This window comes from Allomuricauda sp. R78024, assembly GCF_044596045.1.
Taxonomy (GTDB): Bacteria; Bacteroidota; Bacteroidia; order Flavobacteriales; family Flavobacteriaceae; genus Flagellimonas.
Window position 1 is genome coordinate 2,293,182 of record NZ_CP138995.1, and the last position, 17,241, is coordinate 2,310,422.

The 17,241-nt window shown below is 36.5% G+C and carries 16 protein-coding genes; 4 read left to right on the forward strand and 12 right to left on the reverse strand.

Annotated features, from left to right (window positions below):
- Positions 1-13 precede the first annotated feature (13 nt).
- The 9 genes from SJY44_RS10255 to SJY44_RS10295 form a co-directional block, all read right to left on the reverse strand.
- On the reverse strand, positions 14-2,236 hold the full coding sequence (locus tag SJY44_RS10255; RefSeq protein WP_396589641.1) for an NADP-dependent isocitrate dehydrogenase: 2,223 nt from the start codon (positions 2,234-2,236) through the stop codon (positions 14-16).
- Between the two features lie 628 nt (positions 2,237-2,864).
- A complete protein-coding gene (gene rplS, locus SJY44_RS10260; RefSeq protein WP_147744152.1) occupies positions 2,865-3,215 on the reverse strand; it encodes a 50S ribosomal protein L19 in 351 nt (116 codons plus the stop codon).
- Between the two features lie 126 nt (positions 3,216-3,341).
- A complete protein-coding gene (locus SJY44_RS10265) occupies positions 3,342-3,665 on the reverse strand; it encodes a hypothetical protein (protein WP_298925549.1) in 324 nt (107 codons plus the stop codon).
- Between the two features lies 1 nt (position 3,666).
- Positions 3,667-4,341: a tRNA (guanosine(37)-N1)-methyltransferase TrmD gene (gene trmD, locus SJY44_RS10270; protein WP_298925552.1), complete on the reverse strand. Its 675-nt coding sequence runs from the start codon at positions 4,339-4,341 to the stop codon at positions 3,667-3,669.
- A gap of 31 nt (positions 4,342-4,372) precedes the next feature.
- Positions 4,373-4,822: a GNAT family N-acetyltransferase gene (locus SJY44_RS10275; RefSeq protein ID WP_396589642.1), complete on the reverse strand. Its 450-nt coding sequence runs from the start codon at positions 4,820-4,822 to the stop codon at positions 4,373-4,375.
- Positions 4,823-4,835: 13 nt separating this feature from the next.
- The gene (locus SJY44_RS10280; protein WP_396589643.1) at positions 4,836-7,253 is read right to left on the reverse strand and encodes a TonB-dependent receptor domain-containing protein; all 2,418 of its coding nucleotides are present in this window, start codon (positions 7,251-7,253) and stop codon (positions 4,836-4,838) included.
- 155 nt (positions 7,254-7,408) lie between these two features.
- Complete coding sequence (locus tag SJY44_RS10285) at positions 7,409-8,014, reverse strand: tRNA (guanine-N1)-methyltransferase (RefSeq protein ID WP_298925561.1); 606 nt, start codon at positions 8,012-8,014, stop codon at positions 7,409-7,411.
- Between the two features lie 109 nt (positions 8,015-8,123).
- Positions 8,124-9,572, reverse strand: coding sequence for a glyceraldehyde-3-phosphate dehydrogenase (locus SJY44_RS10290; RefSeq protein ID WP_298925564.1), 1,449 nt, complete (start codon positions 9,570-9,572; stop codon positions 8,124-8,126).
- A gap of 130 nt (positions 9,573-9,702) precedes the next feature.
- The gene (locus tag SJY44_RS10295) at positions 9,703-11,094 is read right to left on the reverse strand and encodes a S1C family serine protease (protein WP_396589644.1); all 1,392 of its coding nucleotides are present in this window, start codon (positions 11,092-11,094) and stop codon (positions 9,703-9,705) included.
- Between the two features lie 133 nt (positions 11,095-11,227).
- On the opposite strand from SJY44_RS10295, the gene dapF reads away from it, so the two are divergent.
- The 4 genes from dapF (at position 11,228) to SJY44_RS10315 (ending at position 14,365) form a co-directional block, all read left to right on the forward strand.
- Positions 11,228-12,001, forward strand: coding sequence for a diaminopimelate epimerase (gene dapF, locus SJY44_RS10300; protein ID WP_396589645.1), 774 nt, complete (start codon positions 11,228-11,230; stop codon positions 11,999-12,001).
- Entirely contained in the window at positions 11,995-12,528 is a 534-nt protein-coding gene (locus SJY44_RS10305) for a GNAT family N-acetyltransferase (protein ID WP_396589646.1), read from the forward strand. Before dapF ends, SJY44_RS10305 begins: the two co-directional genes overlap by 7 nt.
- Positions 12,518-13,561 (forward strand): endolytic transglycosylase MltG, encoded by a 1,044-nt coding sequence (gene mltG, locus SJY44_RS10310; protein WP_396589647.1) that lies wholly within the window; start codon positions 12,518-12,520, stop codon positions 13,559-13,561. Before SJY44_RS10305 ends, mltG begins: the two co-directional genes overlap by 11 nt.
- Positions 13,562-13,720: 159 nt before the next feature.
- Positions 13,721-14,365 (forward strand): hypothetical protein, encoded by a 645-nt coding sequence (locus SJY44_RS10315; RefSeq protein WP_396589648.1) that lies wholly within the window; start codon positions 13,721-13,723, stop codon positions 14,363-14,365.
- Between the two features lie 50 nt (positions 14,366-14,415).
- Here SJY44_RS10315 and SJY44_RS10320 read toward each other — a convergent pair whose 3' ends face one another.
- From SJY44_RS10320 to dnaA, 3 genes are read right to left on the reverse strand one after another with little or no spacing between them, the layout of a single operon-like run.
- Positions 14,416-15,144: an SAM-dependent methyltransferase gene (locus tag SJY44_RS10320; RefSeq protein WP_396589649.1), complete on the reverse strand. Its 729-nt coding sequence runs from the start codon at positions 15,142-15,144 to the stop codon at positions 14,416-14,418.
- 4 nt (positions 15,145-15,148) lie between these two features.
- Positions 15,149-15,601: a low molecular weight protein-tyrosine-phosphatase gene (locus tag SJY44_RS10325; protein ID WP_396589650.1), complete on the reverse strand. Its 453-nt coding sequence runs from the start codon at positions 15,599-15,601 to the stop codon at positions 15,149-15,151.
- Positions 15,602-15,614: 13 nt separating this feature from the next.
- Positions 15,615-17,039, reverse strand: coding sequence for a chromosomal replication initiator protein DnaA (gene dnaA, locus SJY44_RS10330; protein WP_298925589.1), 1,425 nt, complete (start codon positions 17,037-17,039; stop codon positions 15,615-15,617).
- Positions 17,040-17,241: the final 202 nt, after the last annotated feature.

Here is a 17,241-nt window from a genome sequence, read left to right on the forward strand (position 1 = left end):
CTAAAACTTGAAATTATGCTATGGTATTCAAGATTTTGTTGAATGTTTCGCTCGGACGCATTGCTTTAGAGGCCAGATTGGTATCTGGTAAATAATAACCGCCAATATTAACAGCAGAACCTTGTGCATCTATCAATTCTTGAGCAATCTGGCTTTCATTTGATTTTAATGCTTCAAAGATATTGGTAAATACAACTTTCAACTCTTCATTTTCATTCTGAGCCGCTAAGTGTTCAGCCCAATACAATGTCAAGTAAAAATGACTTCCTCGGGTATCCAATTCGTTTACTTTTCTTGAAGGGGATTTGTTGTTATCCAAGAACTTTTCGGTTGCTTTGTCCAAAGCTTCAGCAAGGACCAAGGCTTTTTTGTTTTCATTCTTTTCTCCATAATATTCCAAAGAAACTCCAAGCGCCAAAAATTCACCGAGGGAATCCCATCTTAAGTGTCCTTCTTCCAAAAACTGCTCCACATGTTTTGGCGCTGATCCGCCAGCACCGGTTTCAAATAATCCGCCTCCATTCATTAAAGGAACTATGGACAACATTTTGGCACTGGTGCCTACCTCAAGAATTGGGAATAAATCCGTAAGATAGTCACGCAAAACATTTCCTGATACCGAGATGGTATCTTTTCCTGCTTTGATGCGCTCTAAGGTAAATTGTGTAGCTTCTATTGGAGATAGAATCCGTATATCTAGCCCTTGAGTGTCATGGTGTGTAAGATATTCGTTGACTTTGGTAATTAATTCAGCATCATGAGCTCTATTCTTGTCTAACCAAAATATAGCTGGGACATTTGTTGCCCTTGCTCTTGATACGGCTAGTTTTACCCAATCTTGTATCGAGGCATCTTTCACCTGGCACATTCTCCAAATATCCCCTTGTTCAACATTATGCTGAATCAAGGTTTCATTATTAGATGAATTTACAACTCTAACTGTACCTATTTTTTGGATTTCGAACGTCTTGTCATGTGAGCCATATTCTTCTGCTTTTTGAGCCATAAGACCTACATTGGGCACCGTACCCATAGTAGTTGGGTCAAAAGCTCCATGTTCTTTACAAAAATCTATTGTGGCCTGATAGATACCTGCATAACTGCTATCTGGAATGACGGCTTTGGTATCTTGAAGTTTTCCATGCTTGTCCCACATTTTGCCAGAGTTCCTAATCATTGCTGGCATTGAAGCATCAATAATGATATCACTGGGAACATTAAGGTTGGTAATTCCTTTATCAGAATTCACCATGGCCAAATCTGGTCCATTTGCTATCGCTTCACTTATGGCGTTTTCAATTTCTTTACGCTCATCCGACGGTAACTCCTCTAATTTGCCAAGAAGACTTTCCAATCCATTATTGGCATTTACTCCCAGCGCTTCAAAAGTAGCTTGGTACTTCTCAAATAAATCTGAAAAATATGTTTTAAGTGCATGACCAAAAATAATTGGGTCGGAAACCTTCATCATGGTCGCTTTAAAATGTAACGAAAGTAAAAGGTCATCTTTTTTTGCTTCTGCAACTTCTTTTTTAAGAAAACTGACCAATGCATTTTTGCTCATTACCGTGGCATCAATAACTTCATCCTTTTGAAGTGGTACACTTTCTTTAAGAACGGTTACTGCTCCATCTGAATCAACCAATTCAATACGGACATCACCTGCAGACTTTATTGTCAACGATTTTTCGTTGTTTTTAAAATCCCCTTCGGCCATGGTAGCTACATGAGTTTTGGACTGAGAAGACCATTCCCCCATACTATGTGGGTTTTTTTTAGCGTAATTTTTAATTGCTTTTGGGGCTCTTCTATCTGAATTCCCTTCACGAAGGACTGGGTTTACAGCGCTCCCCTTTATTTTGTCATACCTGGATTTAATGGATTTTTCCTCCTCATTCTGGGGCTCATCAGGATAACTGGGTAGTTTGTACCCTTTTTGTTGTAATTCTTCAATGGCTTCTTTTAGCTGCGGTATGGAAGCACTTATGTTAGGTAACTTGATAATATTTGCCTCTGGAGTTTTTGCCAAATCACCCAATTGAGCCAAATCATCAGCTATTTTTTGTTCTTCACTTAAAAATTCTGGAAACACAGCTGCAATTCTCCCTGCAAGAGAGATGTCTTTGGTCTCAATGGTAATGTTGGCAGTTTCTGTGAATGCTTTTACAATTGGTAAAAAGGATAATGTAGCCAAGGCAGGCGCTTCGTCAGTCTTTGTGTAAAAAATCTTAGCCATCTAGGTGTTTTTATTTGAGCGGAGCAAATATACAATTTATGGCTGTTGCGATAGTAAGCGATTATGCTAAAAGTGTTTGATTTTGGAAAGAATAGATAAAACAAAAGCCATATCTATGTGTGAACATCGATATGGCTTTCTGAAAAGAACTAAAAGATTTTATTTTGTGTTGCCACAAAATTGCAACCATTGATTGCATCCGTTGCTCTTTTGACGTTTACTCAACACTATGTTTCCAATTTTTCAACTAAACAACATTTGTGCAAAGTGGTCCAATAGTTTCCTAAATCTTATCAAAACAGAAAATTGCTCTCCTGTCCGCACATAAAATTTATTATTTCTCTTTAAGGTCTGCCTAAGCTTTCCAGAATTCGAAATTCCTTTTGTGATCAGTAGTGTTACCAATTAAAAGGGAAACATCAGTTTTAAAGAACGTCAACTCTAAAATAGAAATTAGAATTTGATATAATCTCCTTCATATTTCTTCTACTAAAGTATAATAAAGTTGCAGATAACCAAATTTTGTAATGGATTAAAAATCAACAATGTATGAACTATGGTTATTAACAATTGTTCATAAAAAAAGCACCTATTTAGGTGCTTTGATTTATTGCTTTGCGATTTAAGGTTACCCTCTAATCTCTTTAATACGTGCCTTTTTACCAGTAAGTCCTCTAAAATAGAAGATTCTAGATCTACGTACCTTACCTTTTTTATTGACTTCTACTCTTTGAAGTGCAGGCATGTTGATCGGGAAAATTCTTTCTACGCCAACCGTACCAGACATTTTTCTAATTGTGAAAGTTTCTGTAGCGCCAGTTCCTCTACGTTGGATTACAACTCCTTTAAAGAACTGCGTACGTGTTTTTTCACCTTCCTTAATTTCATAATATACAGTGATGGTGTCACCAGATGAGAATTTTGGAAAATCTTTTTTTGGAACAAATTCGTCTTCAACAAATTTTATTAAGGATTCCATTTTGTATTTTTTTTAAACGTTTGACAAGATCAACTTTCACGAGTTTCGTCAGAGGTTGATTTTGAGATTGCAAAAATAGTGCAATATTTATAAATAGCAAGGTGTTTTTTACTTTTTAAAAAGCGGTTATTGAACCTTGTTTTTTTTTAAATACTTTGTGGCGTATAGAATGAGTCCCAGAGCAAAAAGAATGTATGGTATAACACCTATAATACTAGTGATTTTAGTAGCCTGTACCAAGGATTCGGTACCGTTGTAGGCTGCAACCTTATTCCATATAATGCTGCCTGCAGAAAACAACAGGGTTAAAATGCTTGCAATCAACATTAAAATAGTCGCACTATTTTTCTGCTTGACTACCATAACAATGCAGGCGATTATCACGATTAAATGCGCAATTCCATTTAACAAACCGCTAATTATAAAATGTATATATTGGTTGGTTTCCATATTACTTTAATAAATCTGGTCTTAGTTTAGTTGTTCGCTCCATTGCTTGTTCTTCCCGCCACTTTTCAATCTTTGGAAAATCTCCACTTAACAAAATTTCTGGAACCTTTAAACCTTTGTAGTCTGAGGGCCTGGTGTAAACTGGTGGTGCCAATAAATTATCTTGAAAAGAATCTGTAAGTGCGGAGGTCTCATCATTTAAGACTCCTGGAAGGAGCCTGATAATTGAGTCGCACAAAACTGCTGCAGCCAATTCTCCACCTGAAAGCACATAATCCCCAATAGAGATTTCCCTGGTAATGAACAAATCACGTACTCTTTGGTCCACTCCTTTGTAATGACCACATAGAATGATGAGGTTTTTTTTGAGGGAAACCTCATTAGAAATACCTTGATTTAATGTGTCCCCGTCAGGTGTCATGTAAATGACATCATCATACTCCCTTTCTTTTTTTAGCTTGGAGATACACTTATCTATAGGCTCTACCATCAACACCATTCCTGCCCCGCCACCAAATTGGTAGTCATCAACTTGTTTATAGTTACCAAGAGAATAATCCCTAAGGTTATGAAAATGAACTTCCACCAAATTTTTCTCAATGGCTCGCTTTAAAATTGAAGCTTCAAAAGGGCTTTTTAATAATTCTGGTAAAACTGTAATTATGTCTATCCGCATGGCTTGTAAAGAAAGTTGTCAAAGATAGCGGTTAATTTATGTTGGTATTCTTCCAGAAGTAGTGGAAGTAGTCTTCATCTTTCTCCCAACCCATTCGTTCATATAGTTTTTGGGCAGGGTTGTTGGTTGCTGTCTCCAGTGCCAACCCTTTAAATCCTTGCTTTTGGCAAAAGGACTTGGCGTGGTCCAGTAATGCTTCACCCGTTCCTTTTTTTCGAAACTCTGGTGAAACAAACAAATCATTCAATATATAAAAGGGTTGAAGCGATACAGATGAGAATGTTTTAAAAAGCTGCGTAAACCCAACAGGGTCGTCGTTCTCCAACGCCAAAAAAATCACTGTCTCATTATTAAAAAAACGTTCTTTAATAAAAGAGCGAGAGGCATCAAAATCTGATGATTGTTCATAGAACACCCGATATGCATCAAACAAGGGTACAATAAGCTCTAAATCTGATAAGCTAGCATTTTTAATCTCCATAAGACAAATGTAATTAATTCACTCTTCTGCGTTCATCTTCAGAACCGGTTCCTCTTTGTCTGGAGGACTTTAGTTTGTCATTTCCAAAGCTTCTTGAATAGGTTAGGAGGAAGGTTCTATTACTAAAGTCAAAGGTGTTTTCGGTGTTCAGATTTTGTTCCGGTATTTGAGTTCTACCGGTAAATTCAAAGGAATCCCACACATCATTTATAGCAAATCTCAGTGTCCCCCATTTGTCACCAAGTTTTTTTTGAAAGCCTATGTTCATTCCAAAAACAGGATCAAACTTCCTTATTCCAAATAGGCTGGCCCCAAAGTAGTTCATATTAATTTCTGAACTGAAACTTTTGGTAATGGTAAACGAATTGGAACTGTTTGCTCTAAAGGTATTCTGTTCAAAACTGAATGGGGAATCTTGTAGTACCGCGCTTACTTGGGTGTTTAGATATATGAAGTTATTCTGCATTTTCCACCAATTAGTTATGGTTATTGGGAGTCCCAAAGTCACCGTAAACAATTTGGTCTGATCATTATTTGCTGCTTCAAAAAATAGCCTTCCCGTGGCTTCATCAAAACGTTCCTGAAAACCAGATATAGATTCTTCTTCCACAGAATATTGAAAAGAAAGAAGAAATGATTTGTAAGTGGTATCAAATTTTATTGAGTTGGATGTTGCTGGTTGTAAGGCTGAATTCCCAGACAGAAAGGTGGTGGGGTCTATAAAAATAACAAAGGGCGCCAAATTATTAAATGTTGGCCGAGTAATACGTTTTGAATAGGATAGATTGAAACCTAACGTATCGTTTACAGCATGGGAAATGAATACACTTGGAAAAAAGTTTCCAAAATTTCGATCTACAACGCGACCGTCTGTTTCTGTGTCCAATTCAGAATCCGTATGCTCGTATCTAAGACCAAGTTTTAAACTTGTTTTCTCTGTCAGTTTGTAATCAATGGAAGTGTAGGCAGCAAGTATTTGCTCATTAAGGATGCTTTGGTTGGTCAATGTTGGGTCTTCTATAAAACTTTGCCCATCGAAAGTAGCAACGGAAACATCATTTTTAAAATCTGAAATCACTGCCTTTACACCTGTTTCCAATTTCAAACCTTCACTTAATTGATTGCTGTAATCTGCCTTACCAACAACTATGTTAATAGGAGTTGTTTTGTCGCTAAGTGTGAGTTCTTCTCGAAGGAAGTTATTATCCCCATCAAAAAAACTATTAGTATAGTCCGTTGGGTTTTCATCGTAATAGTGCAGATAATCTAAATCCACACTTACAAACTCATTATCTGTAAAGTTATGCTTCAGGTTGATGTTTGAATTAAAATGCTGCCATTGATTTCGTTCTGTGTTTAAAAGTTGTACAAAGGAAAAAGGCACGCCATTTTCGGTTTCTCTGCTATCATTGACCGCATCCATGGTCCATTTGTTATCATAAGCACCAACTAGGACTCCCAAAACTGTTTTGTCCGAAGCTTGATAATCTAAACCTAATCTTACATTGTGATTGCGTTGTACTGGGTCGCGGTCAGATACCGTGGCTAAATCAACGAGATTGTCTTGTTCATTTGTGAAAACTCTGGAAAAAGCAAATAGTTGTCCTTGAGAATCTCTTAGGAAAGAATAATTCCCAAAAAGATTTATCTTGTTTTTTCTGTAATTGAAGCTGATATTATCTGAGGTGGTGGTCCCATTGCCTATTCCTCCAGAGATTGAATAGGTGCCATTTAACCCCAAATCGGTTCTTTTCTTAAGTACAATATTGATAAAGCCCGCATTGCCTTCTGCATCAAAATTTGCTGGTGGAGTAGTAATTAACTCAATACTTTCAATATTGTCCGAGCTCATACCTTCAAGCAACTGAACAATACTTTCTTGGGGCATATAGCTTATTTTCCCATCGATCATAACAACAACACCGTTTTTTCCAGCAAGGGATATAGCACTGTTTTGTCTGTCTACAATTACCCCGGGAGAGCGTTCTAAAACTTCTAAAGCGGAACTACCTGCTGATACAATACTGTTTTCCACATTGATTACCATTCGGTCAATTTTCTGAACAAAAATTGGCTTGGTAGTCTGCACAATCACTTCATCTAACTCAACACCCTCATTTAAGATTAGTGTTTGAATTGTAAAATCGGTATTTTTTTGATAGACGAAAACCGTAGTAGATTTAGTTGAGAAACCAACCATACTAGCTGTTACAATATAATTTCCTGAATTTGCCCCTTCAAACTTAAATACTCCATTATCATTGGTAATTGCTCCTTTTACTAATGTGGAATCTGATGCGGTTTGTAATAATACGTTGGCAAAGGGAAGACCTTCACCATTACCATCGACTATTATTCCATTTATTTCTTGAGCTTTTACAAAAATGCAAATAAGAAACAATGGGATAAAAGTCAGTTTTCTTTTGTCCATGTTTTTTTGATTGATGATTAACTATTGAGCAATAGTTGGCAAATGCAAAAAGTGAGATTTTGGGTGGGAAATGGAACTAATTGATTGATTGTAAATCCCTATTCTTGAGGGAATTTAATCAAAAAAGCTTCCAAAAAGGAAGCTTTAACAATTATTTATTTTTTATTCTTGTTCAGTTCATCTTGGAGCTGACGGCTAATTTTTTGTTCGCGTTCTAATGCCCTTCTTCTATGATCTTCATATTCTCTTTCCACATCAGCTAGAGCCGTTTTGGCCTGATGCGTTAAAAAATTGCTATTTCTAAACCTATAAATAAAGAACAGCAAAAACAGCAATAGACCAAAAATTATAGACCATAAAATAAAGTTATAAGTCCCTTTACTGACCAAAGCCCCAAAAAACGACATGCTGTCCTTCTCCTCTGTGACATTTTTTAAATTATTTGTGGTCTCCTGAAGTTTAGCATTAAGACCATCTATCTCCGATTTATTGCTAGCAATGGTAGCGGATAAATCTTTTATAGACGTATTGGCGTTGTTGACAGAATCGAATATGCTCGTTTTTATCTTATTAAGATCCGTTAAACGTATAACTTCATATCTAATACCATTGGCCCTATAGTTACCAGATTTCCTTTCCAATTCTTGGAATTGACCTACAAGGGTTTCGTCGTTATTAGAATTAGAATTTTGTTCTTGTGCTAAAAGTGAAAAAGAAGCTGTTAGTAAAGCAAGGGTGAAAAAAACTTGTAATCGTTTCATGGTCAATATTCTTATTAATTTAGATTAAGGGTAGGGCGAAATTACACCAATAAACTAAAAATCAAAAGAAAAACATTTTCAAGGGTTATATCTATTTAAATTTTTGGGTCTAATAGTAGGTATAGCGTCTTACTTTGGCGATGTACTTTGCAAGTCTAATTACCTGATGGGAATATCCATATTCATTATCATACCATATGTAAAGCACTATACTTTTTCCGTCAGCAGATACCAAAGTGGCCTTGCTGTCATAAATTGATGGGGCAGAAGCTCCAACAATATCAGAAGATACAAGTTCATTGCTAAGGGAGTATTGTATTTGTTCCACTAAATCACCTTCCAGGGCGTACTTCTTTAAAATGGTATTGATGCTCTCTTTAGAGGTTTTATTCTTTACCTCAAGGTTCAAAATTGCTAGGGAGCCATTGGGAACGGGAACACGGATAGCGTTGGATGTTAATTTTCCTTTTAAAGACGGTAATGCTTTGGCCACTGCCGCACCAGCTCCAGTTTCCGTAATAACCATATTTAGTGCCGCGGCACGTCCTCTTCGGTATTTGCTATGCATATTATCTACCAAATTTTGGTCATTGGTATATGCGTGAATAGTTTCTAAATGCCCCTTTTTAATTCCAAGCGAATCTTCAATAACTTTTAAAATAGGGGTAATTGCGTTTGTGGTGCATGACGCAGCGGAGTAGATTTTGGTCTTGTCAGGGTCAAACTTATTATGGTTTACTCCGTGTACAATATTTGGAACTTCTTTTCCAGGAGCGGTAAGTAAAACTCTATTGGCCCCTTTGGCTTCCAAATGTCTTGAAAGTGCTGTTTTATCTCTAAAAGCACCTGTATTGTCTATAATTAATGCGTTATAGATGCCATACTTTGTGTAATCTATGTCTTCAGGTTTTGCAGCATTGATAAACCTAACCGTTGTGCCGTTTATAACAAGGGCTTTATTTTCCGCGTCAACATCTACCGTCCCCTTAAATTGACCATGTACAGAATCTGTTTTTAATAGAGCTGCTCTTTTTTCCAATATCTCTTGAGTTGCCTCACCTCTCACAACAACAGCTCTAAGCCTTAATTGGCTACCTCTGCCGGTTTTTGCCATAAGCTCCCGGGCAACCAATCTTCCAATTCTTCCAAAACCATAAAGAACCACATCTTTTGGTTTAATTTCTTTTGAAGACTGGGCATCTTTGAGCTTTTCTATAACAAAAGCCTTTACATTGAGATGAGTATTATCATCTGAGTGATATTCATAGGTAAGCTTTCCAATATCTAGTTTGGCAGGTGGTAAATTGATGTCGTTTATGGCGCGAAGAATCTCAACAGAATCAAAGATCGAGATGGGTTTTTGAACAAATTCACCCGCATATTCATGTAAATTGATGATATCACTTACATTTTTATCAATGATTTGATTTTTGAAAAGGACAACTTCAATGGCCTTATCGTACCAAAGATCACTAATGATTTTAATGAACTCTGTTGTTGCTTTTCTTCTATCGGATTGGAAAGCAAGTTCTTTTTCGTAAGACTTAATATCGCTCATAGATTCTGGTTGAATTATTGTTTTTAAATTCTCGGCAAAATTAGATATTTCAAACGTTTTCGTAAAGGATTTAGTGAATAAAAAAAGCACCTTAAGAAAGGCGCTTTTTTTGATGCTTTTTCAATACTTTTTATTGAAGGATAAGACGTTCTTTTTCTCCTTTTTCATTAATCATGGTAAAGCTTGTTCTGCCATATTTGGAAATTTCACTAAAAAGTGTTTTGGCATCATCGATATCTTTGATTTCCTTGTCGTCAACCTCAGTGATCACTTTGTTTTTTAGATTATACCTGCCATAACCTTCTGGCACGTCAATGATTTTAACCCCTTGCTTTACTCCAAATGCCTTTTTATCTTCTTTGGATAGGTTTCTAACCAGAAACCCAGTATTAGGCAAGATTATAGTTTGTTGTTTTTTGAGTGTTACTCTTTTGGAAACTCTTTTACCATCTCGATCTACAACTACCTCAATTACATCCCCTGGTCTTTTAGAAGAAAGGTATCCAGTTAGTTCAGAGAATTTCCTAACTAATATGTCGTCAACTTGTTTAATGACATCTCCAGTCTGCAGTCCGGCTTCTTCGGCCCCAGAATCTTCGCTAACTTGTGAGATATATACCCCTTCTATTTCGTTCAATCCGAGTTCCATTGCTTCTCTGGAGTTTATATTGGCTGCTGAGATACCCAATCGGCCACGTTGTACATTCCCAAATTCCATGATATCCTCGATGACTTTTTTTGCTATGTTGCTAGGTACTGCAAAAGAATATCCCACATAAGATCCTGTCTGAGATGTAATTGCTGTATTTATTCCAATCAGGTCTCCATTGGTATTTACCAGGGCGCCTCCACTATTTCCTGGGTTAACCGCTGCATCTGTTTGTATAAAGGATTGGTTTCTTCCTAATGATCTGGCTTTTGCGCTTACAATTCCCGCGGTTACTGTAGAAGTAAGGCTAAAGGGATTCCCTACTGCAAGGACCCATTCACCAATTTTGGCATTATCGGAATCACCAAAAGCCAAATAGGGTAACGGCTTGTCCACATTTATCTTTAAAAGAGCTATGTCCGAATCCGCATCCGCCCCAATAACTTCAGCTTCATAAGTCCTTTTATTGTTTAAAGTAATCTCCAATTGACTAGCCTGTGCTATCACATGATTATTGGTGACTATAAAACCGTCTGGTGAGATGATAACTCCGGATCCTGTACCAATTTGGGGAGTTTGCTTGCGTTCAGATCCATAAAAGAAGTCAGCAAGGTTATTTGAACTTTTGTTGATTGTTAAGTTTTTAACATGTACCACGGCGTTTACCGTTTTTTCCGCCGCAATGGTAAAATCAATTTCGTTGATTCCAGCTCCTTTTGCAGAAGTAGATAAGGTGCTTGTGCTCAAGAATGGAGTTTCTTGATCTGCAGCAACCCATTTATACGTGTCTTTTTCAAAAAATAATTTATAGGCTCCTAAAGTAATTGCGCCTGCAAATAGCGATACAATAAACAAACTGGCTATTCTCTTCATAATTCAATAATAATTTAACATTAAGCTTTAACAAAATTAGGTGAATTCAGTTTTAGCTTGATTAGTTTAACTCGTTTTTAACTACAAAAAATTCCTTAAAGAATACTCTATATTTGTTCCTTTGCAAGCAATTATGGTACTACAATTTTTCAAATATCAAGGTACGGGCAATGATTTTGTGGTTATTGATAATAGACAAGAGCTTTTCCCCAAAAACAATACCAAATTGATTGCCAAACTATGTGACAGGAGGTTTGGTATTGGCGCAGATGGACTTATTTTACTGGAAAATGATGTAGAATCTGATTTCAAAATGGTTTATTTTAATTCTGATGCAAGCCAAAGTATGTGTGGCAATGGCGGTAGATGTGCAGTGGCTTTTGCAAAATACTTGGGTATTATAGTTTCCGAGACCACCTTCAATGCTATTGACGGTTTACACTTTGCAAGTATCGAAGGAGATATTGTAAATCTCAAGATGAACAATGTAAAAGAAGTAAAAGAAAAACCCTTGTATAGCTTTTTGGATACAGGTTCTCCTCATCACGTGCAATTGGTTGAAAATTTAAATGATTTGAATGTGCAGATTGAAGGTGCGAAATTGCGCTATGGTCTTTATGGGGAATCTGGGAGTAATATTAACTTCGTGAAACAATCGGATAAGGACACTTTTGATGTAAGAACGTACGAGCGAGGGGTTGAGGATGAGACATTGTCATGTGGAACGGGAGTTACAGCGGTTGCTCTGGCAATGCACAAACAAGGAAAAACAGAATCCAACAGCGTAAATGTTAATACTCAAGGAGGCGTACTTACAATCAATTTTGCACAACAAAATGGATCGTATACTGATATTTTTTTAAAAGGACCTGCTAAACAAGTATATAAAGGAGAGATCGAATGCTAAGCTTAAAAGGGGCGCAAATTTATTTAAGGGCTTTAGAGCCAAAAGATTTGGACTTTCTTTACCAATTGGAAAACGATACCTCCATATGGGAGATTAGCGGTACGTTAAAACCTTATTCAAAAAAAGTGCTCCAGCTCTATTTAGAAAATACACATAGAGACATTTACGATGTAAAACAACTGCGATTGTGCATATGTAATCATAGTGATGACTGCATTGGTTTAATAGATTTATTTGATTTTGATCCCAAAAATAGAAGAGCAGGAATAGGCATTGTGATTACAAAGACAGAAGATAGAAATAAAGGGGTGGGCGCGGAAGCGATTTCACTTCTATGCGATTATGCCTTTTCAATCCTTGACCTTCACCAACTATATGCTAATATTCTGGAAGAAAACAAATCCAGCATTCATCTATTTGAAAAACTTGGTTTTGATAAAATAGGAGTGAAAAAGGAATGGATCAGAACCAATAGTGGTTTTAAAAATGAAATAATTTTCCAAAAAATAAATTCCAATGTATCTTAAAAAAGTACTTTGGGCAGCCGCCCTTCTAGGACTCTTAATCTTTGGTTTTATAGCCTATCAGATTTATAGCGCTATTTTTAGCCCAAACACCCAGTTTAATAATGACGAAGCTTTTGTTTACATACCTTCAGACGCTACTTTTTCAGAAGTAAAATCAAATTTAGATCCTTTATTAAAAGATATATCAACATTTGAAGCGGTAGCAGAACGCAAAGGGTATGTTGCCAATGTTAAAGGTGGAAAGTTCTCTATTAGGAAGGGAATGAATAATAATGATATCATTAACTCTCTTCGCAGCAATAATATTCCAGTGAAAGTATCATTTAACAATCAAGAATCCTTGGGTGCGTTGGCAGGTAGGATATCCGAGCAAATTGAAGCAGATAGCCTTTCACTGTTACAAGCTTTTAACGACAGGGAATTTCTTAGTGAATCCAATTTCAATGATGACTCAAAATTGGGAATGTACATTCCTAACACCTATGAATTCTTTTGGAATACAAGTGCCGAAAGCTTTAGAGATAGGATGTTGAAGGAGCATCAGAGGTTTTGGAGCAAAAATCGATTGGAAAAAGCTAAAAAACTTAATCTTTCTCCTTCCCAAGTCACTTCTTTGGCGGCCATAGTTCAGAAAGAAACCGTAAAAGCTGAGGAGCGCCCTAGAGTAGCAGGGGTTTACCTTAATAGGATAAAAAAAGGAATATTGCTTCAAGCGGACCCTACCGTAATCTTTGCCATTAAGAAGGAAACTGGTAATTACGATACCATTATTAAACGAGTTCTGTATAGAGATTTGGAAATGGACTCCCCATACAATACATATAAGTATAGCGGAATTCCTCCAGGGCCGATTACTATGCCGGATATTGCTTCCGTAGAAGCGGTTTTAAACTCTGAAAAACACGATTATCTATATTTTGTAGCGGATGTTTCCAACTTTGGATACCATATGTTTGCCAAATCTTTGGCACAACATAACCGAAATAAACAGCAATATATCCGATGGCTTGATTCTCAAAAAGTACGTAGATAACACTCCTTATCGTTTATTTTCAGCGCTTTAACGTAATTTGGGCTTCATTTAAGAAAAACTTAAGAGCTTTATAAGTGTTAAAGTAAAGTCTCCCCCTATATTTGCCGATCAAATTTAATTTCTCTGCTTTAGAGCATTGAAATCTTAAATATGTGAGTTATGAAAAGATGGATAGGTTTTGTTTTGCATCTTGCCATGATTGTAATTTTGACAAGTTTTGGTACATATACTGTAACCAAAAAGATGGACTATAAAGTTCCTGATTCGTTAAAAGTGAAAACGAACTTTGAGCCATTGGTTCTTCAAGATTCAATTAAGGCTTTTGAAGACGCTTTGATTGCCCCTCCTTTTTTAGGGAATGCTTATAATGGCTTTAAAGAGGCTCTGGCCTTTAAGGAGTCACAAGGAAGATATGGAGTGGTCAACACTTTTGGATATCTTGGAAAATACCAATTTGGATTAGGTACTTTAAATTTGATGGGAGTATATGATTCCAAAGAATTTTTAAATGACGCTGCACTTCAAGAAAGAACATTTGAAACCAATATTGCACGTAACAAATGGATTTTAAGAAGAGACATTAAGCGTTTTAATGGAAAGCGCATAAGAGGAGTTCAAATTACAGAGTCGGGTATTTTGGCCGCGGCACATTTGGCAGGAGCAGGAAATGTAAAGAAGTATTTACGTTCTTATGGAAAGAATGATGTAGCAGATGCATATGGAACTAGTATCTCTTATTATATTAAGAGGTTTGCAGGATATGATATTTCTGAGATTGAGCAAAAGAGAAACGCAAAAGTTTAGATACTTTTTTTAGTATGATTTATAAAAGCCAGGATTTAATTCTGGCTTTTTTATGCCTGAATGATAAATATGGTGGGTCTTTTGTTTAAATCAACATTGATTTCACTCCACTCATGAGCGATTTTAGTTTGTATAAACTCTGTTGGCAGAGTAATGTCGCAAGCAATACATAGTCGGGTGCTCTTATGTAATACTCTTGTTAATTCTTTTAAAAGCTTATCGTTTCTATAAGGGGTTTCCATAAATATCTGCGATTGTCCTTTCTCTCTAGAAATCCGCTCTAAATTTTTAATCATTGCTTTGCGTTCTGCGGCATCTATTGGCAAATAGCCGTTAAAAGCAAAGTTTTGTCCATTCATACCACTGGACATCATCGCCATAAGAATAGAAGAAGGACCTACCAAAGGAACAACTTGTATTCTTTTCTCATGGGCAACCTTAATTACATCAGCACCTGGATCTGCAATTCCTGGGCAGCCCGCTTCTGATAAAATACCCACATTAAACCCATGGATGCAAGGATCTAAATAGGTAGGAATTACTGCAGGATCTGTGAATTTGTTTAAAGGTTGAATATGTAAGCTCGGTTGTGATTTACTGGGGCTGACCTTTTTTATGAAATGACGTGCTGTCTTTTCATTTTCAACAATATAGTGGTCGGTATTTTCAATAGTCCTCTTTATGGAAATAGGAAGCACTTCCAAGGGAGCACTGTCTCCCAAAGTTGTTGGAATCAAGTAAATTTTACCTAAAACAAGACCCGGTTTTACTTCTTCCATTTATTTAGTTTAATTTTTTAACAATTGCTTCGCAAGCGCTGTTAATCATTTGGTAGACTTCCTCAAAGCCATCAACTCCACCGTAATAGGGGTCGGGCACCTCATTAAAGCCCAGATCCAACTCATCCAATAACAATCTAACCTTTTTTTCATCTTTTTTAGTATTGGCCAGACTTAAAATATTTATAAAATTGCTCTCATCCATGGCATAGATCAAATCAAACTTCTCAAAATCATTCTTTGAAAATTGCCTACACTTTTGAGTGCTGATATCGATTCCGTGTTTTTTTGCCACAGCAACGGACCTTTTATCCGGCGGGTTGCCAACATGATATCCTGCAGTCCCAGAGGAATCCACAAGCACGGTATTAGAATCAACTTTGGATTTTAATATGCCTTCGGCCAAAGGTGATCTGCAGATGTTTCCCAAGCAGACCATTAAAACTTTGGTTTTCATCAAGCTAAAAAGATTAAGAGAATTTTTTGCTCAGGTCTTCAATATATTTTCTGAACTGTTTATCGGTCTCAGCAAGATTATCAACTGTTTTACAAGCATGCAATACGGTAGCATGGTCTCGTTTTCCAATCTGGGAGCCGATACTGGCAAGGGAAGCTTTTGTAAATTTTTTGGCAAAGAACATAGCCAATTGCCTAGCCTGAACAATATGGCGTTTTCTAGTTTTGGATTGCAATGTTGCAACGTCCATTTCAAAATAGTCAGAAACCACTTTTTGAATATAATCAATAGAGACTTCTCGTTTAGTGTTTTTGACAAACTTCTCTACCACTTGTTGAGCTAGTTCTAGAGTAATCTCACGTTTGTTAAAAGAGGATTGTGCTATTAATGAAATTATAGCACCTTCCAGTTCCCTGATATTCGATTTTATGTTCTTTGCAACATGATCGACTATGTCATCTGGCATTTCTACCCCATCACGGTACAATTTGTTCTTTAAAATAGATATTCTGGTTTCAAAATCAGGACTTTGAAGCTCGGCAGAAAGTCCCCATTTAAAGCGAGATAATAATCGTTGTTCAATATCTTGCATATCTACAGGTGCCTTATCTGATGTAAGGATAACCTGCTTTCCGTTTTGGTGCAAGTGATTGAATATATGGAAGAAAACGTCTTGAGTTCCAGATTTACCAGACAAGAATTGTACATCATCAATAATGAGCACATCTATTAGCTGATAAAAATGAATAAAATCGTTCCTAGTATTCTTTTTTACGGATTCAATATACTGCTGTGTAAATTTTTCAGCAGAAATATATAGTACAGTCTTTTCAGGGTACTTGTCTTTGATTTCAACTCCAATGGCATGCGCCAAATGTGTTTTACCTAGACCAACACCTCCAAAAACCAACAATGGATTAAAAGAAGTACCGCCAGGTTTATTGGCAACCGCCATCCCGGCAGACCTTGCAAGCCTGTTAGAATCACCTTCCAAGAAATTCTCGAAATTGTAATTCGGATTTAATTGGGATTCAATCTTTATATTTCGAATACCTGGAATCACAAATGGATTCTTCAGCTCAGGACTCTTTGAAGTAATTGGCACATCTAATTCTTGAGGGCCAACAGCAGTACGATTAGAACTTGGAATCTGTTCTGTGAACGGTTCTTTATTACCGTACTTATTTTCCATTTTGATGATGTAAATAAGTTTTGCGTTACTTCCTAGTTCCTTGGTAAGAGCCACTTTTAAAAGTTTAACATAATGTTCCTCCAACCACTCATAAAAGAATTTACTGGGTACTTGTATGCTAAGTGCTTTCTCTGTTAACTTGATAGGCTTTATAGGCTCAAACCAAGTTTTGAATGCCTGCGGTTGGATATTATCCTTGATAAAAGCCAAACAGTTGTTCCATACGGAATTTGCAGTAACACTCATAAAAGTTTTTTCCTTAGTTTTTGTTGGTTAGCTTTAAAGCTTTAGACTAAACATCTAAGGGGAATTAGATGCTTATTGGATGCGACAAATATGTGAACAAATCTTTGAAAAAAAAAATGATTTTGTGGTTGAATATTCTATTTTTTTTTCGCATGTTTCATTATTGTTAACCAAGCCTCTAAATATATAATTTTTCAGTTAA

Coding starts and splice junctions, on each gene's coding strand:
- SJY44_RS10255 (WP_396589641.1), bottom strand. CDS start 2,236: ATGGCTAAGATTTTTTACACAAAGACTGACGAAGCGCCTGCCTTGGCT.
- rplS (WP_147744152.1), bottom strand. CDS start 3,215: ATGGAATCCTTAATAAAATTTGTTGAAGACGAATTTGTTCCAAAAAAA.
- SJY44_RS10265 (WP_298925549.1), bottom strand. CDS start 3,665: ATGGAAACCAACCAATATATACATTTTATAATTAGCGGTTTGTTAAAT.
- trmD (WP_298925552.1), bottom strand. CDS start 4,341: ATGCGGATAGACATAATTACAGTTTTACCAGAATTATTAAAAAGCCCT.
- SJY44_RS10275 (WP_396589642.1), bottom strand. CDS start 4,822: ATGGAGATTAAAAATGCTAGCTTATCAGATTTAGAGCTTATTGTACCC.
- SJY44_RS10280 (WP_396589643.1), bottom strand. CDS start 7,253: ATGGACAAAAGAAAACTGACTTTTATCCCATTGTTTCTTATTTGCATT.
- SJY44_RS10285 (WP_298925561.1), bottom strand. CDS start 8,014: ATGAAACGATTACAAGTTTTTTTCACCCTTGCTTTACTAACAGCTTCT.
- SJY44_RS10290 (WP_298925564.1), bottom strand. CDS start 9,572: ATGAGCGATATTAAGTCTTACGAAAAAGAACTTGCTTTCCAATCCGAT.
- SJY44_RS10295 (WP_396589644.1), bottom strand. CDS start 11,094: ATGAAGAGAATAGCCAGTTTGTTTATTGTATCGCTATTTGCAGGCGCA.
- dapF (WP_396589645.1), top strand. CDS start 11,228: ATGGTACTACAATTTTTCAAATATCAAGGTACGGGCAATGATTTTGTG.
- SJY44_RS10305 (WP_396589646.1), top strand. CDS start 11,995: ATGCTAAGCTTAAAAGGGGCGCAAATTTATTTAAGGGCTTTAGAGCCA.
- mltG (WP_396589647.1), top strand. CDS start 12,518: ATGTATCTTAAAAAAGTACTTTGGGCAGCCGCCCTTCTAGGACTCTTA.
- SJY44_RS10315 (WP_396589648.1), top strand. CDS start 13,721: ATGAAAAGATGGATAGGTTTTGTTTTGCATCTTGCCATGATTGTAATT.
- SJY44_RS10320 (WP_396589649.1), bottom strand. CDS start 15,144: ATGGAAGAAGTAAAACCGGGTCTTGTTTTAGGTAAAATTTACTTGATT.
- SJY44_RS10325 (WP_396589650.1), bottom strand. CDS start 15,601: ATGAAAACCAAAGTTTTAATGGTCTGCTTGGGAAACATCTGCAGATCA.
- dnaA (WP_298925589.1), bottom strand. CDS start 17,039: ATGAGTGTTACTGCAAATTCCGTATGGAACAACTGTTTGGCTTTTATC.